This is a genomic window from Brachybacterium sacelli (genome assembly GCF_017876545.1).
Taxonomy (GTDB): Bacteria; Actinomycetota; Actinomycetes; order Actinomycetales; family Dermabacteraceae; genus Brachybacterium; species Brachybacterium sacelli.
This window is the reverse complement of sequence record NZ_JAGIOD010000001.1, coordinates 2,166,695-2,188,928: the sequence shown is the minus strand read 5'-3', so window position 1 is coordinate 2,188,928 and position 22,234 is coordinate 2,166,695. Positions and strand designations below refer to the sequence as shown.

At 71.8% G+C, this 22,234-nt stretch carries 23 protein-coding genes; 8 read left to right on the top strand and 15 right to left on the bottom strand.

All coding sequences use genetic code 11. The features are described from left to right. Window positions 1-87: 87 nt before the first annotated feature. The gene (locus JOF43_RS09815) at window positions 88-432 is read right to left on the bottom strand and encodes a hypothetical protein (protein WP_209901599.1); all 345 of its coding nucleotides are present in this window, start codon (window positions 430-432) and stop codon (window positions 88-90) included. 60 nt (window positions 433-492) lie between these two features. On the opposite strand from JOF43_RS09815, the gene JOF43_RS09810 reads away from it, so the two are divergent. Next, the gene (locus JOF43_RS09810) at window positions 493-1,623 is read left to right on the top strand and encodes a lysylphosphatidylglycerol synthase domain-containing protein (protein ID WP_245354076.1); all 1,131 of its coding nucleotides are present in this window, start codon (window positions 493-495) and stop codon (window positions 1,621-1,623) included. Here JOF43_RS09810 and JOF43_RS09805 read toward each other — a convergent pair. The 3 genes from JOF43_RS09805 to JOF43_RS09795 form a co-directional block, all read right to left on the bottom strand. Then, window positions 1,596-2,081, bottom strand: a complete 486-nt coding sequence (locus JOF43_RS09805) for a hypothetical protein (RefSeq protein ID WP_209901597.1) — start codon at window positions 2,079-2,081, stop codon at window positions 1,596-1,598. The genes JOF43_RS09810 and JOF43_RS09805 overlap by 28 nt on opposite strands. Before the next feature lie 79 nt (window positions 2,082-2,160). Beyond that, a complete protein-coding gene (locus JOF43_RS09800; protein ID WP_209901595.1) occupies window positions 2,161-3,120 on the bottom strand; it encodes an alpha/beta hydrolase in 960 nt (319 codons plus the stop codon). Next, entirely contained in the window at window positions 3,117-3,338 is a 222-nt protein-coding gene (locus tag JOF43_RS09795; protein ID WP_209901593.1) for a BldC family transcriptional regulator, read from the bottom strand. Before JOF43_RS09795 ends, JOF43_RS09800 begins: the two co-directional genes overlap by 4 nt. 352 nt (window positions 3,339-3,690) lie before the next feature. On the opposite strand from JOF43_RS09795, the gene JOF43_RS09790 reads away from it, so the two are divergent. Further along, window positions 3,691-3,888, top strand: coding sequence for a DUF3073 domain-containing protein (locus JOF43_RS09790; RefSeq protein ID WP_209901591.1), 198 nt, complete (start codon window positions 3,691-3,693; stop codon window positions 3,886-3,888). A gap of 170 nt (window positions 3,889-4,058) precedes the next feature. On the opposite strand, the gene purM is transcribed toward JOF43_RS09790, so the two are convergent. The 7 genes from purM to JOF43_RS09755 form a co-directional block, all read right to left on the bottom strand. After that, complete coding sequence (gene purM, locus JOF43_RS09785) at window positions 4,059-5,225, bottom strand: phosphoribosylformylglycinamidine cyclo-ligase (RefSeq protein WP_209901589.1); 1,167 nt, start codon at window positions 5,223-5,225, stop codon at window positions 4,059-4,061. Continuing rightward, the gene (gene purF, locus JOF43_RS09780) at window positions 5,222-6,712 is read right to left on the bottom strand and encodes an amidophosphoribosyltransferase (protein ID WP_209901587.1); all 1,491 of its coding nucleotides are present in this window, start codon (window positions 6,710-6,712) and stop codon (window positions 5,222-5,224) included. Before purF ends, purM begins: the two co-directional genes overlap by 4 nt. A 65-nt stretch (window positions 6,713-6,777) precedes the next feature. Then, entirely contained in the window at window positions 6,778-7,260 is a 483-nt protein-coding gene (locus JOF43_RS09775) for a hypothetical protein (RefSeq protein ID WP_209901585.1), read from the bottom strand. Continuing rightward, window positions 7,257-8,054, bottom strand: coding sequence for a copper homeostasis protein CutC (locus JOF43_RS09770; RefSeq protein ID WP_209901584.1), 798 nt, complete (start codon window positions 8,052-8,054; stop codon window positions 7,257-7,259). The genes JOF43_RS09775 and JOF43_RS09770 overlap by 4 nt, the downstream gene beginning before the upstream one ends. Beyond that, window positions 8,051-8,455: a sterol carrier family protein gene (locus JOF43_RS09765; protein WP_209901582.1), complete on the bottom strand. Its 405-nt coding sequence runs from the start codon at window positions 8,453-8,455 to the stop codon at window positions 8,051-8,053. Before JOF43_RS09765 ends, JOF43_RS09770 begins: the two co-directional genes overlap by 4 nt. Window position 8,456: 1 nt before the next feature. Further along, on the bottom strand, window positions 8,457-9,755 hold the full coding sequence (locus JOF43_RS09760) for an adenylosuccinate synthase (RefSeq protein WP_209901580.1): 1,299 nt from the start codon (window positions 9,753-9,755) through the stop codon (window positions 8,457-8,459). Window positions 9,756-9,845: 90 nt separating this feature from the next. Further along, on the bottom strand, window positions 9,846-10,271 hold the full coding sequence (locus JOF43_RS09755; RefSeq protein ID WP_209901578.1) for a DUF3151 domain-containing protein: 426 nt from the start codon (window positions 10,269-10,271) through the stop codon (window positions 9,846-9,848). A 54-nt stretch (window positions 10,272-10,325) separates the two neighbouring features. Between JOF43_RS09755 and JOF43_RS22985 the strand changes: the two genes are divergently transcribed. Next, a complete protein-coding gene (locus JOF43_RS22985) occupies window positions 10,326-12,041 on the top strand; it encodes a phosphotransferase (protein WP_209901576.1) in 1,716 nt (571 codons plus the stop codon). 69 nt (window positions 12,042-12,110) lie between these two features. Beyond that, complete coding sequence (gene dtd, locus JOF43_RS09745) at window positions 12,111-12,536, top strand: D-aminoacyl-tRNA deacylase (protein ID WP_209901574.1); 426 nt, start codon at window positions 12,111-12,113, stop codon at window positions 12,534-12,536. Between the two features lie 70 nt (window positions 12,537-12,606). Here dtd and JOF43_RS09740 read toward each other — a convergent pair whose 3' ends face one another. After that, complete coding sequence (locus JOF43_RS09740) at window positions 12,607-13,311, bottom strand: HAD hydrolase-like protein (protein WP_209901572.1); 705 nt, start codon at window positions 13,309-13,311, stop codon at window positions 12,607-12,609. 87 nt (window positions 13,312-13,398) lie between these two features. Between JOF43_RS09740 and JOF43_RS09735 the strand changes: the two genes are divergently transcribed. Both JOF43_RS09735 and JOF43_RS09730 read left to right on the top strand, forming a co-directional pair. Continuing rightward, the gene (locus JOF43_RS09735) at window positions 13,399-14,145 is read left to right on the top strand and encodes a phosphoglyceromutase (RefSeq protein WP_209901570.1); all 747 of its coding nucleotides are present in this window, start codon (window positions 13,399-13,401) and stop codon (window positions 14,143-14,145) included. Window positions 14,146-14,259: 114 nt separating this feature from the next. After that, window positions 14,260-15,264, top strand: a complete 1,005-nt coding sequence (locus tag JOF43_RS09730; RefSeq protein ID WP_209901568.1) for an acyltransferase domain-containing protein — start codon at window positions 14,260-14,262, stop codon at window positions 15,262-15,264. 281 nt (window positions 15,265-15,545) lie between these two features. On the opposite strand, the gene JOF43_RS09725 is transcribed toward JOF43_RS09730, so the two are convergent. Then, window positions 15,546-16,199, bottom strand: coding sequence for a TetR/AcrR family transcriptional regulator (locus tag JOF43_RS09725; protein WP_342592132.1), 654 nt, complete (start codon window positions 16,197-16,199; stop codon window positions 15,546-15,548). 180 nt (window positions 16,200-16,379) lie between these two features. Here JOF43_RS09725 and JOF43_RS09720 point away from each other — a divergent pair, with 180 nt between their 5' ends. Then, window positions 16,380-18,146 carry an MDR family MFS transporter gene (locus tag JOF43_RS09720; protein WP_209901565.1) on the top strand — a complete coding sequence of 589 codons (1,767 nt, stop codon included), beginning with the start codon at window positions 16,380-16,382 and terminating at the stop codon, window positions 18,144-18,146. 84 nt (window positions 18,147-18,230) lie between these two features. Then, entirely contained in the window at window positions 18,231-19,325 is a 1,095-nt protein-coding gene (locus tag JOF43_RS09715; protein WP_209901563.1) for a GNAT family N-acetyltransferase, read from the top strand. 36 nt (window positions 19,326-19,361) lie between these two features. Here JOF43_RS09715 and JOF43_RS09710 read toward each other — a convergent pair whose 3' ends face one another. Together JOF43_RS09710 and JOF43_RS09705 are read right to left on the bottom strand one after the other, a co-directional pair. Beyond that, complete coding sequence (locus JOF43_RS09710; RefSeq protein ID WP_209901561.1) at window positions 19,362-21,020, bottom strand: FAD-dependent oxidoreductase; 1,659 nt, start codon at window positions 21,018-21,020, stop codon at window positions 19,362-19,364. Window positions 21,021-21,068: 48 nt separating this feature from the next. Continuing rightward, complete coding sequence (locus JOF43_RS09705; protein ID WP_209901559.1) at window positions 21,069-22,073, bottom strand: LacI family DNA-binding transcriptional regulator; 1,005 nt, start codon at window positions 22,071-22,073, stop codon at window positions 21,069-21,071. Window positions 22,074-22,234: the final 161 nt, after the last annotated feature.

Genomic DNA, 22,234 nt, shown 5'->3' with positions numbered 1-22,234 from the left:
TAGGCACGGGACCCGACAGCGTGAGGGCCGGCGGGTCCCGTGTGGACGAGTGGTCGTGGCGGAGGGCGGCTCGCTCCCCCGGGCGGGTCAGCGACCGATGCCGAAGACCGCGATGATCACGTTGAGCACGATCGCGGTCGGGATGCCGTACCAGATGACCGCCGGAGTCTCCTCGCGGCGGTTGATCGCGACGAAGGAGAAAGCGGTCACGACGAGGGCGATCACCAGCTTCAGGGTGAACCACAGGTGACTGTCCGTCCCCATGGCCATCGACAGCCCCATCATGATGATGCCCAGCACCAGCGCCCCGCCCGCGGCGTGCGCCATGCCCTTCTGGGGCTGCTTGGTGCGGATCGCTGCCACCCACAGGCCGAGGCTGATGGCCCAGCAGAGCAGGTGCAGGACGACGAGGAGGGAGATCACGAAGGACATGCCCCCACGATACGGGCGGGGTCTGGGAGACCTCACTCCGTACCGTGCGAGAATCACCGCATGTCAGCGGCTCCCGACGGCTCTCCCGACTCCCCTGTTCCGGGGCCCGGCGCGACCACCGGCGAGGAGGCCGCCTGGGCGCCGTCGGATCTGGACCTGGAGCGCCGCCCGACCGTCCCGACCGGCAAGATCATCACGGGCGCCGTCTCGCTGCTGCTGGTGGTCGTGGTGCTCACCTGGGGGCTGCCCTGGGTGGTCGGCGCGAGCTGGTCGCAGATCGGCGCCGCGCTCGCAGCGGTCCCGGCCTGGGCGCCGGCGGCGATGGTCCTGCTCGGCCTTCTCGCCCTCGCCCTCGAGACGCTGACCGTGCGTGCCGCCGTGACCGGCTCCCGCTATCCCTCGGCGCTGCTCGGGCACACCGCCTCGACCGGCATGGGGCTCGCCCTGCCGGGCGGCTCCATGCTGGGCCTTGGTCTGCTGGGGTGGATCCTGCGCCGTGCCGGGGTCGCGGTGCCCGTGATCATCACCGGGATCCTCGCTGCTTCCCTGGTCGAGATGGCGATCACCTCGATCCTGGTCCCGGTGCTGGGGCTGGGCGCCTATGCCCTCTCCTCGCTGGTCGCCCCGACCGGCTTCACCCTCCCCGGAGCCCTCTGGGCCGCGCTGGTCGCGATGCTCGGCGCGGTCATCGCCCTGGTGCTGACCGTGATCGCCCTGCGCCGCACGGTGCTCGCGGGACTGCTCCATCAGCTCGGAGGTCTGGTCCCCTCCCACCTCGAGGCCGCGATCCTCACCCAACGGGACTCCCTGGTCCGCCTGCTGCGCCGACGTCCGCTGCCGCTGCTGCTTCCCACTCTGGCGGCCCGGGTGGTGCAGTGGGCGGCGCTGGTGCTGGCCGTCGAGGCGGTCGGCGCCGACGTGCCCCTGCTGCTGTCGACGGCCGTGTTCGCCCTGGGCCGGGTGCTCGCGCTGGTGCCCGTGACCCCGGGCGGGGCAGGTATCGGCGAGACCGTCCTGGCCGCGGCGCTGGTCGCCCTCGGAGTGGCGGCCGCAGATGCCGCGGCGGCGATGATGCTGATGCTGGTGGCCACCCTCGTCGTGCCGCTGCTCGCAGGGGCCCTCAGCATCGCCCTCTCGGCCACGCTGCCCGCCGCCCGGCGGGGTCACTCCGTCTCCGCGTCCTCGTCATAGGTCGGGGTGTCGATGCCGAGCGTGTGCGAGGGGTGAGACAGCAGACCCTCCCCGGCCGACGGGACCAGCGGGAAGCCGCCGATGCTGGCACCACTGGCCGTGCCCACGAACTCCGCGACCTCCCCCACGTGACGGTGGGCGTCGTCGCCGCGTCCCAGGAAGCCGGCACCCTGGTAGCCGCCCAGCCGCCGACCGCTGCTGCGCTCGCCGGCGATGGCGACCTCGTCGAGCCGCGAGGCACTGGTGCGCAGACCGGAGGCGATGCGGCCCAGTTCGGTGTACTGCTGATCCGTCCAGCACTCGCGGACCCGCTCACCGAGCCGCCGCGTGGCGGCGTCCTCGGAGCGGGTGACGTCGACGATGGTGTTGGCCAGGCGCAGACGCAGCAGGGTGAGTCGGTCGGCGCCGTGGCGGAGGGCGACGGCGTGCTCCCTCAGCTGGCGCGGGTCCGAGGTCATCCGGCATCTCCTTCTCACAGGTCCCGGTGCCGGCCGCGGCGCCCGAGGAGCCGACGACGGGCACAGCCATCGTAGGCGTTCACGGGGCGAGCGTCTCCAGCCAGTCGTCCAGGATCCGGATGGCACGGACCCGTGCGTCGGCATCGGAGAGGAACACGTCGTGGCGTGCGCCCTCGATCGGCTCGATGCGCACGTCGGGGCCGAGACGCCGGGCCGCACGGGCGAGGGTGTGCACGTCCAGCACGGAGTCCGCGCGCCGCATGTCCTCGCGGAAGGACGTTCCGAAGCGGCTGCGGGCGGAGTGCATCACGAGCACCGGGATCGTCAGCGGCCCCGCGGCCCGCAGCCGCTTCTGGCCCTCGAGCACGGCGGCGAGGGTCTCGGCCGGGAAGCGGTGCCCGCGGGCCGGCTTGAGAGCGAGGTCGTAGTCGTACATCCCGCCGAAGTCGCGGTGGATGGAGCGGGCGTAGTGCGAGGACCCCGACGGCAGGATGGGGCGGTGGCGCAGATGCTCGGCGAGCAGCCGCACGGGGGCCTGGGCGAGGGTGCGCACGCCCGAGCCCAGATGCATCTCGAGCCACGGCGAGTTCAGGGCGAGGGCGCGGACGGTGCGCGGGCGGCGCTGCGCCCACAGCGTCGCGGTGAGCCCACCGGCGGAGTGGGCCAGCAGCACCGGGGGCCGGTCCGGACCGATGATCCGCAGCGCCGCCTCGATCTCCCGGTCGTAGCGGCTGAGGTGGTCGACGGAGGTGGGCGTCTGGTCCGGCAGCAGGCTACGACCGTACTTGCGCAGGTCGAGCCCCCACACGTCGTGCCCGGCCTCGCCGAGGTGCTCCAGCAGCGCCCGGTCGAAGACGTAGTCGGACCAGCCGTGCATCATGAGGATCGGCGGCTTCTCGCCGCGGCCGGTGTGCTCCGGCATCGCCGGGACGGTCGGCTCCCGGTGCACGAGGGAGGCGACCAGCGGCCCCTCGCCATCGGCTCCCAGCTCGAGTCGACGGACGGAGTACCCCTCGCCGAGCACCGGGTCCGGGATCACGCGTCCTCGGTGCTGTCCCGCAGCAGCTCGACCACCTCGTCGCGACGGTAGCGCCGGTGCCCGCCCAGGGTGCGCATGTACGAGAGCTTCCCCGCCTGGGCCCAGCGCGTGACGGTCTTGGGATCGACATGGAACATCTTCGCGACCTGCGCGGGGGTCATCAGCTCCGCGTCCTGGTCACCGGATTCATGCGGACGATCCGTGGGTCCGTTGTTCATGCAGGGGCCTTTCCAGCGGTACAGCGGGGAGACAGTGCCACGAGCTCACGAGCGGACCCGTGTCCACGGACCGCATCGCCCCGACGAGTCCCGGGACGTCCGTCCCGGGGCCCGCAGCCGTCTCAGACTAGACGGTCGAGTTCGTGTCCCGGTCAACAGTACCCCTGGTTCCGGCCAAGTTCCTAGACGGTATCCTCCGCGCGTCCCGGCCCGACGGAAGGGATATCGAGCACGTCCGCGCCCTCGCGGTTCGCCGGAAGCGAGAGCATGCATGTAGGATCGGGTTCCGACACACTGCCATCTTCCGGGTCGACAAGAAGGCCCGGCAGCCGACGCACAGGGGGTCAGATCCATGGGTCGCGGCCGACAGAAAGCCAAGCACACCAAGGTGGCACGGGACCTCAAGTACTACAGCCCGCCGACGGACCTGTCGGCGCTGCAGCGCGAGCTGCAGACCGAGCGGAGCGAGAGCCCCGCGGAGGGCGACGACTGGGCCGAGGACAGCGACGACTGGGCGGACGAGAACGCACCGTCTGCCCGTCGGCGCTGAGGACCGAGAGACGACCCGCACACCTGTGACGTCCGGTGACGGACGAGCCGGAGGCGGGACGCGCGCACCGCAGCGGGCTCCGGACCGACCGACGCACGCAGGAACCGTGACCATGCACGAGGGCCGACCCAACGGGTCGGCCCTCGTGCTGTGTCAGCGGACATGAGAGGTCAGACCCAGCCCGGATGCTGACCGGCGAGCAGGACCGCTCCGCCCTCGACGCCCTTCGCGCCGATGACGACCTGTTCGAGCGGGGTGCCGGGCTCGGGCAGGTCCTCCTCCCCGACGACGTCGCCGATCACCCGGGCCGCCAGGCCGCGCTCGGAGAGCACTGCGAGGGTCGCATCGGCCTGCTCGGCGCCCACCAGAGCGACCATGCCGATCCCCATGTTCAGCGTGCCCTCGAGGTCGAGCTGCGGGACCGAGCCCCAGCGGGCGACCTGCGAGAACACCGCACCCGGCTCCCAGCTGCCGCGGTCGATGCGGGCCGCGAGGCCGCGGGGCATGACCCGGGCGAGGTTCGCGGCGAGACCGCCGCCGGTGACGTGGCTGAGCGCGTGGACGGCGTCGGTGGTCCGCGCGTCCTCGAGGACGGCCAGCACATCGGCGGAGTAGATGCGGGTGGGCTCCAGCAGCTCCTGGCCGAGGCCGCGGCCGAAGTCCTCGATGTGAGTGTCCAGCGCGATGCCCTGCGCAGCGATCACGGCCCGCACCAGCGAGAAGCCGTTGGAGTGGAGGCCGGAGGCGTCCATCCCGATCACCACGTCACCGCGGCCCACCCGGTCCGGCCCCAGCAGGGCGTCGGCCTCGACGACGCCGACCGCGGCGCCGGCCACGTCGTAGTCCTCGGGGGCCATCAGGCCGGGATGCTCCGCGGTCTCGCCGCCGACCAGCGCGCAACCGGCCTCCTGGCACCCCTCGGCGATGCCGCGGACGATGTCGGCGATCCGCTCGGGCACGACCCTTCCGCAGGCGATGTAGTCGGTCATGGCCAGTGGGGCGGCCCCGGCGACCACGATGTCGTCGACCACCATGCCGACGAGATCGCGGCCGATGGTGTCATGGACGTCCATCTCCCGGGCGAGAGCGATCTTGGTGCCGACACCGTCCGTGGAGGACGCCAGCAGTGGGCGGCGGCAATCCTTCAGCGCGCTGACGTCGACCAGCCCGGCGAACGCACCGATCCCGCCGAGCACCTGCGGTCCGTGGGTCGCGGCCACGGCCTCCTTCATGAGCTCGACGGCACGGTCCCCCGCGGCGGTGTCGACCCCGGAATCGGCGTAGGTGATCGCCTTCGCGGTGTGGCCCGCAGCGGCGGTCGGCTCCGTGGTGTTCATGCGTCCTTCCCGACGGCGATGGCTTCGTGCCCGGCCGAGGTCACGATCCCCTGGGCGCGGGCGACGGGATCGGGCAGCGAGACCGGGTAGACCCCCGAGAAGCAGGCGCTGCACAACGAATCGGGCGGCTGGTCGGTGGCGGCGATCATGCCCTCCTCGGAGATGTAGCCCAGCGAGTCCGCCCCCAGGGACCGGGCGATGTCCTCGATCCCGAGGCCGTTGGCGATCAGCTCGGCCCGGGAGGCGAAGTCGATGCCGTAGAAGCAGGGCCAGCGCACCGGCGGCGAGGAGATCCGGACGTGGACCTCGGCGGCACCTGCCTCCCGGAGCATCCGCACAACGGCGCGCTGGGTGTTGCCACGCACGATCGAGTCGTCGATGACGACCAGTCGCTTGCCGGCGATGACCTCCCGCAGCGGGTTGAGCTTGAGCCGGATCCCGAGCTGACGGATGGTCTGGCTGGGCTGGATGAAGGTGCGGCCGACATAAGCGTTCTTGACCATGCCCTGGCCGTAGGGGATGCCGGACTCCTGGGCGTAACCGATCGCCGCGGGCGTGCCGGATTCCGGGGTGGGGATCACCAGGTCGGCGTCGACGGGGTGCTCGCGGGCGAGCTGGCGGCCCATCTCGGCCCGCGACTCGTTGACGCTGCGTCCGGCGATCCGGGTGTCCGGCCGGGCGAGATAGACGTACTCGAAGACGCAGCCCTTGGGCTTCGGTTCCATGACCTGCTCGCAGCGCAGCCCGCGCTCGTCGATGACGATCATCTCGCCGGGGGCGACCTCGCGCACGAAGCTTGCGCCGCAGATGTCCAGTGCTGCGGTCTCCGAGGCCACCACCCAGCCACGTTCGAGGCGGCCCAGCACCAGGGGACGGATCCCCTGCGGGTCGCGGGCGGCATAGAGCGTCGACTCGTCCATCAGGGTGAAGCAGTAGGCGCCGTGCAGGCGCGGCATGATCTCGCGCAGCGAGTCCTCGAGCGGTCCTTCGACGTCGAGGAGCGCCGTGACCAGCGCCGTGTCGGTGGTGTTGCCACGGGCGAGCTCGCCGGTGCGGGGGGCGCCACGGCGCTGCTCGACGAGCTCCAGCAGCTCCTCGGTGTTGACGAGGTTTCCGTTGTGGGCGAGCGCCACGGTGCCGTCGGGTCGCGGTCCGAGCGTGGGTTGGGCGTTGGACCAGATGGAGCCGCCGGTCGTCGAGTAGCGGGTGTGCCCGATCGCGATGTGTCCCTGCAGCGCTTCGAGGGAGGCCTCGTCGAACACCTGGGAGACCAGTCCCATGTCCTTGTAGACGAGGATCTGCGAGCCGTCGGACGTCGCGATGCCGGCGGACTCCTGCCCGCGGTGCTGCAGAGCGTAGAGACCGTAGTAGGTCAGTTTCGACACGTCCTCACCGGGGGCGAAGACGCCGAAGACGCCGCAGGAATCCTGCGGGCCCTTCTCCCCGGGGAGCAGGTCATGGGTGAGCTTTCCGTCGCCGCGTGCCACGGCACCATGATGACACAGCGCACCCGGGTGCCGCGGCGGCGTCCGAGGTCGTCCGGAGCCCTCGCTCAGCGTCCCCGGGGGCCGCCGCGACGGTGGAGGAAGGCGTCGATCGCGGCGGCCACGGCAGCCAGCGGGACACCCACGAAGACCGCCGCGATCAGCACGAAGGTGACCACGCTGCTGACGTCCTGGAAGTCGAAGAAGGGCGAGATGATCAGGGCGACCACCATGGGCGCCACGAGCAGGACGGTGACCCAGAAGCCCAGCGTGGGCGTCCGGCCGTGACGCACGTACACGCTGGTGTTCCCGGTGTCCTCCGCGGCCTCGGACGGATCCCCGACGGGCGGCTCGGAGCCACCCTCGGAGGGCGCCGCCCCCTCGTGCTCGGAGGAGGCGATACCGGTGATGTTCGACTCGTCCGACGGCTCACCGGCGGGTGGGGCGGCCCGATCGACGCCCCCGGTCTCCGCGGGATGGCGCGGGATGCCTCCGGTGCTCTCCGTGTTCTCGGTGCTTCCGGTGTTCTCGGGATCTTCGGTGGCGTTCACTGCTCTCCTGCGGCGTCGACCGCGGCCGTGACGACGGCCGGGTCGGTCTCGGTGTCGGGGGCGCCCGTTTCGACGGGGGCCCCGGGGCGGCGACGGGCGGACAGGTGCACATCGGTGACGCCGGCCCGGGCGGCGAGGTCGGCGACGTCCGCGGGTCGGACCCCTCCCCCGGCGCACACGTCGAGCAGGCCCTCGGCCGCCTCGACCATCGCGCCGAGATCCTCCGCGCCCTCCAGCGCTCGGGCCGCCCCACCCGAGCTGAGCACCCGGTGGAAGCCGAGCACGAGCAGGTCGCGCACGGCCTGGGCGCGCTGCTCGCGACCGTCGAGGGCGTCCACGGCGCGGTGGAAGGTCAGGTGCACTCCGCGCAGTGCGGACTGCGCAGCCCTCAGCGCGGCGTCACGGACGGTTTCGATCGCGGGGACGTCCAGGTCGCCGTCCGCGGTCAGCGCACCGAGCACGACGCCGGCGGCCCCAGCGGTGACGGTCTCCTCGGCCTGGCGGGCCATCCGGGCGATCTCGTCGGAGGTGTAGGCGAACTCGGCGGGCCGCGCCAGGAAGTCGACCTCCCCGGCCCGGGAGCGGATCAGCACGTGGACGTCGAAGTGGGGCTTGGCGTCCCGGGCGGCGACGAGCCCCGCGGCGCGGACGACGCACTGCTCGACGAGGTCGGGCGGCGGCGTCAGACCCCCGCGGGCGAGGTCGGTGCACAGCTCCACCCGGTCCGCACCGCCCAGCGCCGCGACTTCGAGGCCCGCCACGTCCTGGACGGCGATCTCCACGGCGAGGCTCATCGCTCCCCCTGATCCCGAGCGGTCCGGACGACTCGACGCGGTTCGGGCAGGGGCAGCAGCTCCGCGAGGTCGCTGCGCTCGCCGCTGGCACGGACGCGTCCCGCGGCGAGGGCGTCGGCCCAGTCCAGGGCGCCGGTGACCAGCTCGAGCCAGGTCGCGGCGTCGGTCTCGACCACGGCGGGCGGGGTGCCTCGGGTGTGCCTGCTGCCGGCGATCGCCTGCACGGCCGCGTACGGCGGGACGCGCACCTCGACCGCTCCGCCGGGGAACTCCTCGGCGAAGGCCTCCAGGGTGTGGCGGACGGCAGGGGCGAGCACCGCGCGCTGAGCGGCCTCGGGAGCGCTCGCCCACTCGGCCAGGGCGCTGCGCCCGGCCACGGGATCGGTCCGGCGGGTCACCACGTCAGCGGGTCGTCCCCGGCAGCAGGTCGTGCACGGTGATGGTGTCGGCACGATCGGGACCGACGCCGATCACGCTGATCCGGCAGCCGGCGAGCTCCTCGAGGCGATGCACGTAGGCCCGGGCGTTCTCCGGCAGCTCCTCGAAGGTGCGGGCCCGGGAGAGATCCTCGGACCAACCGGGCAGCGTCTCGTAGACCGGTGTCGCGTGGTGGAACTCGGTCTGGGTCATCGGCATCTCGCCCTGGATGACACCGTCGATGTCGTAACCGGTGCAGATCGGGACCTCGTCGATGCCGGTGAGCACGTCGAGCTTGGTGAGCACGATGTCGGTGAAGCCGTTGATGCGCACGGCGTGGCGGATCATGAGGGCGTCGTACCAGCCGCAGCGTCGGGGGCGCCCGGTGTTCACGCCGACCTCGCCGCCGGTGGTCTGCAGGTACTCCCCCCACTTGTCCTCGAGCTCGGTGGGGAACGGACCGGCGCCCACGCGGGTGGTGTAGGCCTTGACGATGCCGATCACCCGATCGACCCGGGTGGGGCCGATACCGGCTCCCGTGCAGGCCCCACCGGCGGTCGGGTTGGAGCTGGTCACGAACGGGTAGGTGCCGTGGTCGACGTCGAGGTAGGTGGCCTGGCCGCCTTCCATGAGCACGACCTCGTCGCGGTCGAGGGCGGTGTTCAGCAGCTCGACGGTGTCGACCACCATCGGGCGCAGGCGGTCGGCGTAGCCGAGCAGGTCCTGCGTGACCTGCTCGGGGTCGACGTCCCGCCGGTTGTACACCTTGACCAGCAGCTCGTTCTTCTGCCGCAGCGAGCTCTCGACCTTCTGCCGCAGGATCGAGGCGTCGAAGAGATCCTGGACCCGGATGCCGAGACGGCCGATCTTGTCCATGTACGCCGGACCGATGCCGCGGCCCGTGGTGCCGATCGCGCGCTTGCCGAGGAAGCGCTCGGTGACCTTGTCCATGGTCTGGTGGAAGGACGCGACGACATGGGCGTTCGCGCTGATGCGCAGGCGCGAGGTGTCCACGCCACGCTGCTCGAGCATGCCGATCTCCTCGAACAGCGCCTCGAGATTGACCACCACTCCGTTGCCGATCACGGGGGTGACCTGCGGCGAGAGGATGCCGGCGGGCAGCAGCTTGAGCTCGAACTTCTCGCCGTCGACGACCACGGTGTGCCCGGCGTTGTTGCCGCCGTTGGGCTTGACCACGTAATCGACCCGTTCACCGAGGAGATCGGTGGCCTTGCCCTTCCCCTCGTCACCCCACTGGGCTCCGACGATCATGACGGCGGGCATGGCAACTCCTGGAAGCGTGGACGGGCAGGCGAGCGGGACCTGGGGATCCTACCAAGCACCGCCCGGACGCGACCTGGGCGGGGCCCGGCATCAGCCCAGCAGGCTGGGGTCCGCCTCGCGCAGGAACGCGGTCACCCGGTCGGCCTCCTCCTCGTCGCCGAGACGGCGCGAGGTCTCCCCCAGCATCGCCAGGGCACGCAGGAAGCCGCGATTGGGGGCGTGGGACGCCGGGATCGGGCCCTGACCGCGCCAGCCGGCCTTGCGCAGGGCATCGAGACCGCGGTGGTAGCCGGTGCGGGCGTAGGCGTAGGCGGCGACCTCGTCGCCGTCGGTGAGCGCATCCTGCGCCAGGGTGGCCCAGGCCATCGGGGACTCGGGGTGACGGGCCGCGATGTCGCGCGGTTCGCCGTCGGCGAGCTCCGCGGTCACCTGGACGTCGATGAAATCGTCGGGCAGCAGGGTCTCCGGGATGCCCAGAAGATTCCCGCTGGTGAGGTTATCGGTACGATCTGCCATGAAAGCATCGTAGGCGCTGGCGCCCGATGACCTCTCGGACCAGATTGTTACCCCATGTCACGAACGCAGGACGGCTCGGAGCTCCTCACCGGGTCCGGAGCAGGTGGCCTGCTCCGCTCTGCTGTCGGCAACTCCGGCGGCGTGCTGCACAGCTGGCAGCTGGATCATGTCGACCACAGGCCCGGCCGCAGCACGAAGGCGCTCTATCGGACCATGGTGTCCTGGCCCGAGCTCGACGGCCCGCAGGCCCCCGCCCGCGAGGAGCTGTTCGGCGCGAGCGCCCACATCGGCGAACGAGAGAAGAACCTCTACGTCGCCGAGCAGACCCTGGTGATGACCGACGGCGACATCAACGTGCGGGTCTGGCGCTACCCCCATGACCCGTGGCTGCCGATGCTGCCTCTGGTGTGCTATCCCGATGTCGTCGGCCGCACCCTGCACGACCTGGGCGTCTCCCTGGCCGCGGCACCGGAGGACCTCTCCGCTCCGATCGCGATCGACGTCGTCTCCTACCGTCCCGGGCGCCGCGCCGTGCTGCGCGCGAGTCAGGGCGAGAGGGCCGTGTACCTCAAGGTGATGCAGCCCCATCGCAGCGCAGAGATCGTCGACCGCCATGAACGGCTGCTGGCCGCCGGGGTCCCGGTCCCCGCGGTGATCGCCCACCACAACGGGCTGGTGGTGCTCGAGGAGCTGCCCGGTCGTCCGCTGGCCCGCGCCGTCATCGACGAGGGCGTCGAGGCGTGCTCTGCCGAGGATCTCGTCGCGCTGCTGGACCGGCTCCCCGCCTCCATGTACACGCTGCCGCTGCGGCCTCCCTGGACGGATTCCGTGGAGTTCTACGCCGGGATCGTCAGCTCCTCGGTGCCGTCCCTGGGACCCCGGCTCGACGCCCTGGTGCGCACCATCCGGGACGGCCTGGCCGCCCTCGAGCAGCGGATGGACATGCGACCCCACGACGTGGTCCACGGAGACTTCTACGAGGCCCAGGTGTTCGTCGAGAACGGCCGGGTGATGGGTCTGCTGGACATCGACACGGTGGGTCCGGGCCGACGGGCCGACGACCTCGCCTGTCTGCTCGCCCACCTCAGCGTGCTGGCCGACTACGGCAACGCCGGCCGGATCGACCGCGTCATGCAGGAGCGCGTCGAGGAGGCCATCCGCACCTGGCGCACGACCTTCGCGGACCGGGTCGACCTCACCGAGCTCGCCCTGCGCACCGCGGGCGTCGTGCTGTCCCTGGCCACGGGCCCCCACCGCCAGCAGGAGGCGGCCTGGGAGGCGGCGACCGAGGCGATCGTGAGGGTGGCCGAGGAATGGGTCTCCCGGGCTCGCGCCGCCGAGTCCGAGCGTCTCGCCGGGCAGGAGCCGCCGCCCCGTGCCGCCGCTTCGCCCTCGACCTCGGCCTCGGCGAGTGCTCCGAGCGGGCCCGCTCCCTACGGCGCGACGGGGCCGACCACGGTGCCGCCGGGCACGCCGGACACGACGGGTCACCCGCCCACCCAGCCGCGCTCCGTCGCCCCTGCCCGGCCCACCCCCGCCCCGGGGCAGCAGCCGGTAGCTCCCGCCCAGCCGGCAGCCGAGCCGCCCGCACCCGAGCCGCGGCACGACGACGCTCCGCGGCAGTCGCCGGGTCCGCAGCCCTCCGAGTCCCCGCCGGAGTCCCCGGGATCGACCCAGCCGCTGCCGCTGGCGGAACGGCCCGACCGGAGCGGCAGCGGCGACGACTCGCCCACCCAGGAGCGGCGGATCGACTCCATCCTCCCCGGCTGACTCCCCCGCCGGTCGGTGTCGCCCCTCCCCGGCCGGCCCCCGTCGCCGCAGGTGTGCCAGGATCGGGGCATGCGCGCAGTGCTCCAGCGAGTCGACGGTGCCCAGGTCGAGGTCGACGGCGAGGTGGTCGGCGCGATCGAGGGTGAAGGACTGCTGGCGCTGGTCGGCGTCACCCACGACGACGGTCCTGCGCAGGTGGCCACGATCGCGCGGAAGATCTGCGAGCTGCGGATCCTCGAGGGCGAGCGCTCGGTGCTCGAGACCGGCGCTCAGGTCATGGTCGTCTCCCAGTTCACCCTGTACGGCGATGCACGCAAGGGCCGTCGGCCCTCCTGGAGCGCGGCGGCCCCGGGCGCGGTGGCCGAGCCGCTCGTGGACCAGGTCGTCGACGCGCTCCGCGAGCGCGGGGTGGAGGTCTCCTCCGGCCGCTTCGGTGCGCACATGCGGGTCGGCCTCGTGGGCGACGGCCCCGTCACGCTCCTGCTCGAGGCCTGAGGCCCCGAGGTCCTGGGCCCGCCGACCGCCTGCTCTCCGCGCTCCCGCCCCGCGCCTCGAGCCGGGGCCCTCAGCGCAGCAGCATCTCCTCGAGTGCGTCGACGGTCTCCGCGCGCGGCACCTCCGCCTCCTGTTCGACACGGCCCCCGTACCCCCAGCCGACGAGCACCGCGGGCAGCCCGTGCGTCCGTGCGCCCTCGGCATCGTGGAGTCGGTCGCCGATCATCACGGCCGGCGCCCTGCCGGCGACGGCGCTTCCGGTTGCCGAGGAGGACGGCTCCACGCCGAGGCGATGCAGGACGCTTCCGATGACGGCCGCCTTGTCCTCCCTTCCCGTCGCCCGATCGGTGCCCCCGATCAGGGCGAGCTCACCGTCGAGCCCCTGGTGGGCCAGGAGGCGGCGCGCGGTGGTCTCGGGCTTGTTGGTCGCGACGGCGACGGTGCGGCCGGCCCGGGAGAGCCGGCGCAGCAGCTCGGGGATCCCGGGATAGGGCGGGGCCGTGAGGAGCCCGTTCGCGTGGTAGTGCTCGGTGTAGGCGAGCCCGAGCTGCTCAGCACGCTCGGCGCTCAGGCCGAGGGTCCCCTGGAAGGACTCCGCCAGCGGCGGCCCGACGAACGTGCGCAGCACCTCCGGCGAGGGCAGCGTCTCGCCGCGGACGGCGAAGGCGTGCTCGAGCGCGGCGAGGATCCCCGGACCGGAGTCGACGAGGGTGCCGTCGAGGTCGAGCAGGACGACCGGGACGTCGGCGAGGGCGCCGGATGCGACGGTGGACATGCGGTCGAGACTAATGCCGGGGCCCCTGTCTGGCGGGGCCGTGAGCCCGATATGCGCCCCGTCCCGGCTCCCGCGTAGGCTGGCTCCATGACCTACACACTCGTGCTGCTCCGCCACGGCGAGAGCGACTGGAACGCGAAGAACCTGTTCACCGGCTGGGTCGACGTGGCCCTCACCGAGAAGGGACGCCAGGAAGCCGTCGAGGGCGGCGATCTCCTGAAGGAGGCCGGCATCCTCCCCGATGTGGTGCACACCTCGCTGCAGCGTCGCGCGATCATGACCGCGAACCTCTCCCTGGACGCCGCGGACCGTCACTGGATCCCCGTCAAGCGAGACTGGCGCCTCAACGAACGTCACTACGGCGCGCTCCAGGGCATGGACAAGTCCGAGATCCGGGAGAAGTACGGCGAGGAGAAGTTCATGGCCTGGCGCCGCTCCTACGACACCCCGCCCCCGGAGATCGAGTTCGGCACCGAGTTCAGCCAGGACCAGGACCCGCAGTACGCGGACCTCGGCGATCAGCTGCCGAAGTCGGAGTGCCTCAAGGACGTCGTCGAGCGCTTCCTGCCGTACTGGGAGGAGGGCATCAAGCCCGACCTCGCGGACGGCAAGGTCGTGCTGGTCGCCGCCCATGGCAACTCCCTGCGCGCGCTCGTGAAGTACCTCGACGGCATCTCCGACGAGGAGATCTCCGGTCTCAACATCCCCACCGGCCAGCCGCTGGTGTACGAGCTCGACGAGAGCTTCCAGCCGGTCGAGACGGGCGGCCGCTACCTCGATCCGGTCGCCGCGAAGGCCGCCGCCGAGGCCGTCGCGAACCAGGGCAAGAAGTGAGCCCTTCCCAGGGCATCCCGCGGGGCTGACCCCCGGTCACCGTCGAGGGCCTCTCCGGCAGCTGCCGGAGGGGCCCTCGGGCGGTCACGCGTTCCGGCGCTACTGTGTGTACCCATGACGACCCGCCACGACGCACGCCCCCAGGTACTCGGTGACCCGCCGACCTCCGTCCGCTCCATCGACGAGCTCGCAGAGGCCGACGTCGCCACGATGCTGACCGCTCCGTCGGCCCCCGAGCTGCTCGAGCGGCTGGGGATCACGGGCCAGGACCACGAGGAGCTCGCGCCCCTGCTGAGCGCGGCGGTCGCCGACACCGAGATCCTCGCGGAGATCACGCGCACGGCCAATCTGCTGCGGGCCGGCGCAGGCCTCGACGTGCCGGAGGTGGACCTCGGGGCGCTCTCCGCGCGGCACGACGAGCTCCAGCACCGCCTCGTTCCCGGGGAAGGGCTGCTGGGGATCCTCGCCCTCGTGGTGAGCACGAGCACCGTGCGCGCCTGGCACGCGGAGCGCGGGCTGACGACGGAGCTGTCCTGGGAGGTGCTCGCCGATCTCGGCCAGCAGATGCGGGTGCACCGGCGCAGCAGCGGGCGGCTCGGGCTGCACCAGCTGCACTGGATGGTGCTGAACTGGCGCGGACGCCTGGTCCACCTGGGCCGGCTGCAGTTCGACCTCCACCGGGCCGAGAAGGGCACCGACCGGGAGCGCTGGGTGATCGGCACCCACATCCCGGCCCGCGGCCCGCTGACCCCTCGGGCCGTGGAGGACTCCTTCGCCCGGGCCACCGAGTACTTCACCACGCACTACACCGACCTCGGGACCGGTCGACCGCAGGATGCGCCCCGGTTCGGACATGAGTTCGTGTGCGACTCCTGGCTGATGAACCCGGTGCTGGTCCAGGAGCTCGGGACGACATCGAACATCGGAGGATTCGTCGACCGCTGGGAGATCCTCAGCACCTCCCCCGGTGCGGACGGCGCGGCCTTCTTCGTCTTCGGTGAGCGCCCGCCCTACGACGCCGCAGCCCTTCCGCGCAGCACTCGCCTCGAGCGGGTCGTCGCCGAGCGGCTGGCCGACGGGCGCGGCTGGGACAGCGGCCTCGGCCACCTGGAGCGGTAGACCCGCAGCGATGCGGAGCTCGTCGGCCGGAACCTCGAAGGGCGCGGGCCGGCCGGGCCGCGGAACCAGACCGAGATCGACATGGGGACCACTTTCAGGGGCCCAAAGTGGTCCCCATGTCGATCTCGATGACGAGGTCGGCGCGGCTCGCACGCTCACAGCACGTCGATCAGGCTCTGCCGCCCCACCTGATCTCCTGCCGCTCGCACGCTCACAGCACGTCGATCAGGCTCTGCCGCCCCACCTGATCTCCTGCCGCTCGCAAGCTCACAGCACGTCGATCAGGCTTCGATGATTCCCGAGTCGTAGAGGTCGGTGACCTCGTCGAAGGCGGCGAGCAGGTCGACGCCCTTGGCCATGGACAGCGCGAACGCACTGCGGGTCAGGGCGAAGCCCACCTGCACGGCGACCACGGCGCGGGTGCGGGCTTCCTCCCCGTCCAGGAACCCGGCGAGCACCTCGACCATCTCGGCCTGGACCTCGAGGAGACGGCCGGAGGAGATCGAGTGCAGCAGCGGCTCCTTGGCCATCACCTGCTTCTTCAGGTCGCGCAGCTCCGGATCCGCAGGGACCGCGGTCAGTGCGTCGCGCAGCACGGCACGCAGCGCCTCGCGGGGCGAATGCTCCTCGAGCTCGACGCGCAGCCGGCCGCTGATCTCGAGCGAATCGCCCGTGATGACGCCGAGCACCGCCGCGTCCTTGGTGGTCCAGTGGTTGAAGAAGGTCCGGGTGGAGACCCCGGCGCGCCGGGCGATCATCTCGACTGTCACCTGCGCGAAGCCGTGCTCGGCGACGAGCTCGAGCGCGGAGCGGTGCATGGCGATGCGGGTCTGGCGCTTCTTCAGCTCGCGCAGTCCGAGGCCTTCGGTCGCGGGATCGTCGTCATCGCCCGGCTCCGTCAGGGGTCGGGCGGGGGAAGTCTGTGGGTCAGTCACGGCTCCCATCGTAGGTCCGCGAGATCACAGAAACTGCAGTCGATGAAATAGTGCAGTGAACGCAACAGTTGGCTAGAATCGTCCGGTCGAGGCCCGATGACGCGCTGAGACCGTCGGACGAGTCCCTTCCCGCCCGAGAACGTCCGCCCCTCCGCCTTCTCACCGCCCCCGAGGAGCTCCATGAGCACTGCATCGACCTCTGCCTCGGCACCCGGCCCCACCGGTGCCGTCGCACCGTCCTCCACCCCTGAGGCCTTCGTCGGCCTGGACCGACGGAGCAAGCTCGTCTTCGTCGGCCTCATGCTGGGCATGCTCGTCGCCTCCCTCTCACAGACCATCGTCAGCCCCGCCATGCCGGTGATCGTCGCCGACCTGGGTGGGATGGACCACTACAGCTGGATCGCGACCTCCGCGATGCTGGTCTCCGCCGTCACCGTCCCCGTCGTTGGCAAGCTCTCCGACCAGTACGGACGCCGCGGGTTCTACCTGGCCGGCATCGCGATCTTCCTGCTCGGCTCGATCCTGGCCGGCTTCTCCACGAACTTCTGGTTCCTCGTCGCCGCCCGCGCCGTGCAGGGCCTGGGCATGGGCACGCTGATGCCGCTGTCGCAGACGATCATCGGCGACATCATCCCGCCGCGTCAGCGCGGCAAGTACCAGGGCCTGATGGGAGCCATGTTCGGCCTCGCCTCGATCGCCGGGCCGCTGATCGGCGGCACCGTCACCGACCACTTCGGCTGGCGCTACCTGTTCTTCCTCACGCTGCCGCTGGGCGTGGTCGCCTTCGGCTTCGTGCTGCGTTTCCTGCACCTCGACCACGTCCAGCGCCGCACCACCGTGGACGTGCTCGGCATCATGACCCTCACCCCGGGCCTGGTCATCGGCCTGCTGGCGACCTCCTGGGGCGGCACCACCTACGCCTGGGGCTCCCCGACCATCATCGGCATGTACGTCGCGACCGCGCTGCTGCTGGGCCTGTTCGTGCGGGTCGAGATGCGCGCCGAGGACCCGCTGCTGCCGCTGGGCATGCTGGCCCGTCCCGTGGTCGCGCTGTCGATCCTGGCCTCCTTCGCGGTCGCCGTGGCCATGTTCGGCGCGATCATCTACATCCCGGTGTACGCCCAGGCCGTCATGGGCGTCTCCGCGACCGGTTCCGGCGCGATCCTCATCCCGCAGTCGGTGTCCATGATCGGCATGTCGATCATCTCCGGCCTGCTGGTCTCCAAGTTCGGACGCTACAAGGAGATCCTCATCGTCGGCGGGCTCGTGATGCTCACCGGCTACTGGTTGCTCACCCAGGTCTCGTACGGGGACTCGGCCTGGCATCTCACGGTCGCGATGGTGGTGATCGGCCTGGGGCTGGGCATGATGATGCAGATCTTCACCCTCGTGGTGCAGAATGCGGTGCCGCAGTCCGAGCTTGGTGTGGCCACCGCCTCGGTGCAGTTCTTCCGCAACGTCGGCTCGACCGTCGGCATCGCGGTGCTGGGCACCGTCATGACGACGCGCATGCAGCCGGCCATCGAGAGCCACCTGCCGCAGGGAGCCTCCTCGATGATGGACAGCAGCGGCGGAAGCGGTGCCGGCGTCGGGTCGGTGCTCGACCAGAGCACGCTGGAGAAGCTGCCGGCCCCGATCGTCGACGCCATCCGCACCGGCATGGGCGAGGCGATGCACGACGTGTTCTTCACCGCGATCCCCTTCGTGGTCATCGCGATCGTGCTGTCGATCTTCATCCCGCACCTCACTCTGCGCGACACCCTGCAGGCGCACGAGCCGGCCACCAGCACGGGATCGGTCCCGGCGCTCGCGGTCGACGAGGACGAGATCCACGGCGCGGCCGACGCCGAGAGCGTCGACCGCGACGCGGAGCACCTGGCAGGCACCGCCGAGGCGACCGCCGGCGCCTCGGACCCTTCCTCAGCCGATCACCGCCCTCGCGACTGATCCCGGACGCGGGCTCCGTTCCCGGCGGATCACGGTTCCGCCGCCGCCCCGTGCGGCCCTGAGCACGCGTGGCACCATGAACGGGTGCCGCTCATCGATCACTTCCCGCCCCCGCTGCCCGCGTCGCTCGAGGCGACGCTGACCACACGTCTTCCCGTCGAGGCCGACGTCGGAGCGCTGGCGGAGCTGCACGTAGCGGCGCAGCGGGAGCACACGCCGGAGGGCGTCGTCGACGAGGACGCGCTGCGGTCCCAGCTGGTCGGGCTGAAGTCGTGGTCGCGTCGCCAGATCGTCGTCGTCCCCATCGCTGCCGACGGCTCCCCCACCGAAGACCGCGACCCGCTCGCATGGGTCGCCCTCGAGGATCGCGCCCGTGGGCGCTCCGACCTGCAGTTCGTCGTCTCCCAGGACGTGCCCGAGCGCGAGGCGCTGACCGCCGCGCTGCTGGACTGGGCCGTCGAGGTCGGCGGGTCCTTCGCCCGCCATCGCGGCGTGGAGAGCACGCAGCTGTCCTGCGACACGAACGAGCTGGACACCGACCGCGCCCGCGCGCTGGAGGCCGCGGGCTACGAGAAGGTGCGCACCTGGCTGCACATGCGTCGCCCGGTCACGGCCGACGACTCGGGCGCGGGCCCCGGGCCCCGGGAGGGGACGCGGATGCGGCCCGTGCATCGCCACGAGTCCGGGCTGCCCGTCGCCCAGGACGTCCGCACCGTCCACCGGATGCTCGAGGAGTCCTTCGCCGACCACTGGGGGTCCTACCGGGAATCCTTCGCCGAGTTCGTCCAGCGCCTCATCGAGACTCCCGGGGAAGCGGCCTGGGACCACTGGTGGATCGCGGAGATCGACCGCGACGGACTGTGGCTGCCCGCCGGCGGCCTGGTCGCGGCGAGGATGCCCGCGACCCCGACGCTCGGGGAGGGCACCTACCTCGAGTACCTCGGGGTCCATCGCAGCGCTCGCGGCCACGGCATCGCGAAATCCCTGCTGGGGGCGGCGATCCGGGACGCCGCCGGCCGCGGACGCACCCACGTCGACCTCGAGGTCGACGCGGACTCCCCCACCGGCGCCGACGGGCTGTACGGCTCGATGGGCTGGGAGACCTTCGAGCGCACTCGCTCCTGGCACTCCTCGGCGCCGGCGCACTCCTCACGCCTGCTCGAGCCACCGACGGCCTGAGAGCGCCGAGCTCGGCGCACCGAGCTCATGTCGCTCTCACCGGGTCGGGACGGGCTCGGCCTCGGGAAGGCGGCGGCGGATGGCCTCGGGCCACGCGAGCTGCACCCCCAGCTCGTCGGCCAGCAGCGCCTGCAGCTCGCGCGTGAGCTCGCTGCTGCTGTGCACGCCTGCCGGGTCGACGCCGTGACGCCCGCCGATCTCCGACAGCGCTCCCACGGCCTCTCCGATGGACCATTCCACGGGGTGGAGGCGGTAGGCGCCGTTGGAGATGTGGGTGGTCCCGATGTTCTTGTTCGCGGGCACCAGGTTCGCCACGTCCCGCGGGACCAGTGCACCCAGCGGGATTTGGAACGGGAAGCAGTCGATGTCGACGTAGTTCCGCCCCGCGGTCGAAGGGTGCAGGTCGATGCGGTAGTGACCGGTGCCGACCGCATCGGTGAACTCCTCCGAGCCCGCGAACTCGCCGCGCATCTCGCGACCGATGTGCTCTTCGGTGACGGTGAACACTGCGCGGATCCGTCGGGCCTCGCGGATGTACGGCCGGCGCGCCAGCCCGTCGGCGGTGCCGAGCACGTCGCCGCGCAGCCGCAGCTCGGGATATCCCGCTCCCCCGTCGCTGCGCGGCGCCTCGTGCTGCAGCCAGTGGACGAAGGACAGCGTGAGCTGGCGGGCCTCGTCCTCGGCGCGGTCGCGTTGCTCAGCGTCCACGCCGAGCAGCGGCGCGTCCCAGAAGTCGATCTGCGGCCAGTTCACGAGCGTCACGTCGCTGCCCGGAGTCCCCGGCTCCATCAGACGCTGGGCACGGATGCGCCGGTAGTGCCACATGTCGCCGGCCCCGTCGAGCCGTTCATGATCCGTCGGGTCCCCCTCGAAGATCGGCCGGGTGCGGCGCTCGAGAGTGATGGGGTGGACGTCGTCGAAGGACAGCTGCGGTCCCGGCCAGAAGTCCGGCACGACGCTGGCGAAGCGGTCGTACAGCGGGGGCCGGGCCACGAGGTCCCCGTGCCCCGGGGCCCACTCCAGCGCGCAGCACCAGGTGATGGCCTGCTGGTCCAAGGGATCGGGGCCCACGGGGGCGTGCAGCTCACCGTGCTCGGCGCGGCTCTCCGCCCCGATCACATGCTCGAGGTCTCCCAGGGCGAGCAGGTCTCCGAGCTCGGTCGCATCGACGAACAGCGGGGCGAGGAGCCGGCGCTCCGCCCCGGAGGAGGTCTCCCTCACGATCACCGCGGTGACGCGGTCCCCCGCGCGCTCCACGCCGACGGGCTCGTGCTCGCGCAGCCACTGGATGCGTCCGTCCGACAGCAGAGGGGAGAGCATCTCCTCGAGCACCAGGGCACCGATCCGCGGCTCGTGGCAGAGCCGGGAGACGAAGCCGGCTCCCGGGTTGAGGAACGGATCGCTCCGGGCGGCGTCCGTGAGCGGGAAGCTGCGCCGGTAGTGATCGCGCACTCGCTCGCGGAACTCCGTGTAGGAGGCGGAAGTCGGGTGGCTGTCGGCCCAGCGTGACTCGTCCGGGGGCACGGCCTGGACGGTCAACTGACCACCCAGCCAGGCGTCGGTCTCGGTGAGGATCACGTGTCGTCCGAGTCGCGCGGCGGTCAGGGCCGCCGCCACGCCGCCGAGACCGCCGCCGATGACGACGAGATCGGCGGTGGTCTCGGGGAGAGGGGCGGGGGTGCTCGACGTGGTCATGGGGGTCCTTCCTGGGTGGGTGGCCAGTGCGATGCGCCGTGGGAGACCTCATTCGCCGGTCGACGCGATCGTGCCGAGGTGGTGCGGCAGGCAGCGGATCAGTCCGTGGTGGTCCGTCGGGAGCTCCCCGTCGAGGATCGCGGCGAGCGCCCGCACGGTGCGGCTTCCCACCTCGTGCTTGGGAATCACCAGGTGCGACCACCCGGCGGTGCGGCCGCTGCGCAGCGGCCTCTCCAGGCATACGGCGGAGAGGTCGTCCGGGATCCGCAGCCCCGCCCGAGAGACGGCGGCCGCGAGGCTCTCCGCGACGGCCGGATTCTCCGCCACGACCGCGCTCACTCCGTCGCGCACCCAGTGCTCGACCAGCTCGCGGCTCAGCTCGGACGGCGTGACCCGGTGCGTCTCGTCCTCGGCCGTGGCGGCGGCGAAAGCCTCACGTCGGGCCTTCGACGGGAGCCGTTCGTCGTCGCCTCGGACGTAGGCGAGGCGGCGGTGTCCCGCTCCGTGGAGGTCCGCGAGTATCGACCGGACGGCCGCGGCATAGTCGACGGCCACCCAGGCCGCCTCCGGCACCGGGTCGTAGCCGCCCAGGCTCACGAAGGGGTAGCCGTCCGCGGCGAGCCGGCGCAGTTCGTCCTCGTCGCGCCGCTGGCCGAGGACGACGGACCCGTCCGCCACCTGGAGGCGGTTCGTCCCGCGGTCGTAGATGGTTCGGGTCCCGTCGGCCCGCTGCGTCGACGAGAACAGCACGAGGTCCCGCCCGAGCTCGGCGGCGGCGACCTCGATGCCGACCAGGAACTCGTGGAAGTAGTCATCGGGCGTCGCGGGGAAGATCGGCTCGTAGGTGAAGACCCCGATCAGGCCGCTGCGACCGCCTCGCAGCGACTGCGCGACGGGATCGGGCACGTATCCCAGGTCCACCATCGCCGTGCGGACCCGCTCCTGGGTCCGGGGCGAGACCCCGCCGTCGGAGGCGCGGCCGCTGACCACCAGGGACACGGTCGCCTGCGAGACCCCGGCTGCATACGCGATGTCGCGCTGACGTACTCGCACCGGCCACTCCTTGTTCGTATCAGTCCTGGCAACGACTGTAGACGCGGGATGCGCGATCCTCAAGGTCTCGCCCGCATTCCCTCGCCATCCGGGTCCAGGATCCGACTCTCACCTGGTCCAGCATCTGCGAGGACGACGGGCCGGCGCCGACGACTCCCTCG

What these genes read in the sequence shown, in the direction of transcription:
- JOF43_RS22985 (WP_209901576.1), top strand. Translation starts at nt 10,326, where the DNA reads ATGTCACGAACGCAGGACGGCTCGGAGCTCCTCACCGGGTCCGGAGCA.
- JOF43_RS09760 (WP_209901580.1), bottom strand. Translation starts at nt 9,755, where the DNA reads ATGCCCGCCGTCATGATCGTCGGAGCCCAGTGGGGTGACGAGGGGAAG.
- purM (WP_209901589.1), bottom strand. Translation starts at nt 5,225, where the DNA reads ATGAACACCACGGAGCCGACCGCCGCTGCGGGCCACACCGCGAAGGCG.
- JOF43_RS09770 (WP_209901584.1), bottom strand. Translation starts at nt 8,054, where the DNA reads ATGAGCCTCGCCGTGGAGATCGCCGTCCAGGACGTGGCGGGCCTCGAA.
- JOF43_RS09790 (WP_209901591.1), top strand. Translation starts at nt 3,691, where the DNA reads ATGGGTCGCGGCCGACAGAAAGCCAAGCACACCAAGGTGGCACGGGAC.
- JOF43_RS09735 (WP_209901570.1), top strand. Translation starts at nt 13,399, where the DNA reads ATGACCTACACACTCGTGCTGCTCCGCCACGGCGAGAGCGACTGGAAC.
- JOF43_RS09810 (WP_245354076.1), top strand. Translation starts at nt 493, where the DNA reads ATGTCAGCGGCTCCCGACGGCTCTCCCGACTCCCCTGTTCCGGGGCCC.
- JOF43_RS09710 (WP_209901561.1), bottom strand. Translation starts at nt 21,020, where the DNA reads ATGACCACGTCGAGCACCCCCGCCCCTCTCCCCGAGACCACCGCCGAT.
- dtd (WP_209901574.1), top strand. Translation starts at nt 12,111, where the DNA reads ATGCGCGCAGTGCTCCAGCGAGTCGACGGTGCCCAGGTCGAGGTCGAC.
- JOF43_RS09755 (WP_209901578.1), bottom strand. Translation starts at nt 10,271, where the DNA reads ATGGCAGATCGTACCGATAACCTCACCAGCGGGAATCTTCTGGGCATC.
- JOF43_RS09795 (WP_209901593.1), bottom strand. Translation starts at nt 3,338, where the DNA reads ATGAACAACGGACCCACGGATCGTCCGCATGAATCCGGTGACCAGGAC.
- JOF43_RS09720 (WP_209901565.1), top strand. Translation starts at nt 16,380, where the DNA reads ATGAGCACTGCATCGACCTCTGCCTCGGCACCCGGCCCCACCGGTGCC.
- JOF43_RS09730 (WP_209901568.1), top strand. Translation starts at nt 14,260, where the DNA reads ATGACGACCCGCCACGACGCACGCCCCCAGGTACTCGGTGACCCGCCG.
- JOF43_RS09805 (WP_209901597.1), bottom strand. Translation starts at nt 2,081, where the DNA reads ATGACCTCGGACCCGCGCCAGCTGAGGGAGCACGCCGTCGCCCTCCGC.
- JOF43_RS09740 (WP_209901572.1), bottom strand. Translation starts at nt 13,311, where the DNA reads ATGTCCACCGTCGCATCCGGCGCCCTCGCCGACGTCCCGGTCGTCCTG.
- JOF43_RS09815 (WP_209901599.1), bottom strand. Translation starts at nt 432, where the DNA reads ATGTCCTTCGTGATCTCCCTCCTCGTCGTCCTGCACCTGCTCTGCTGG.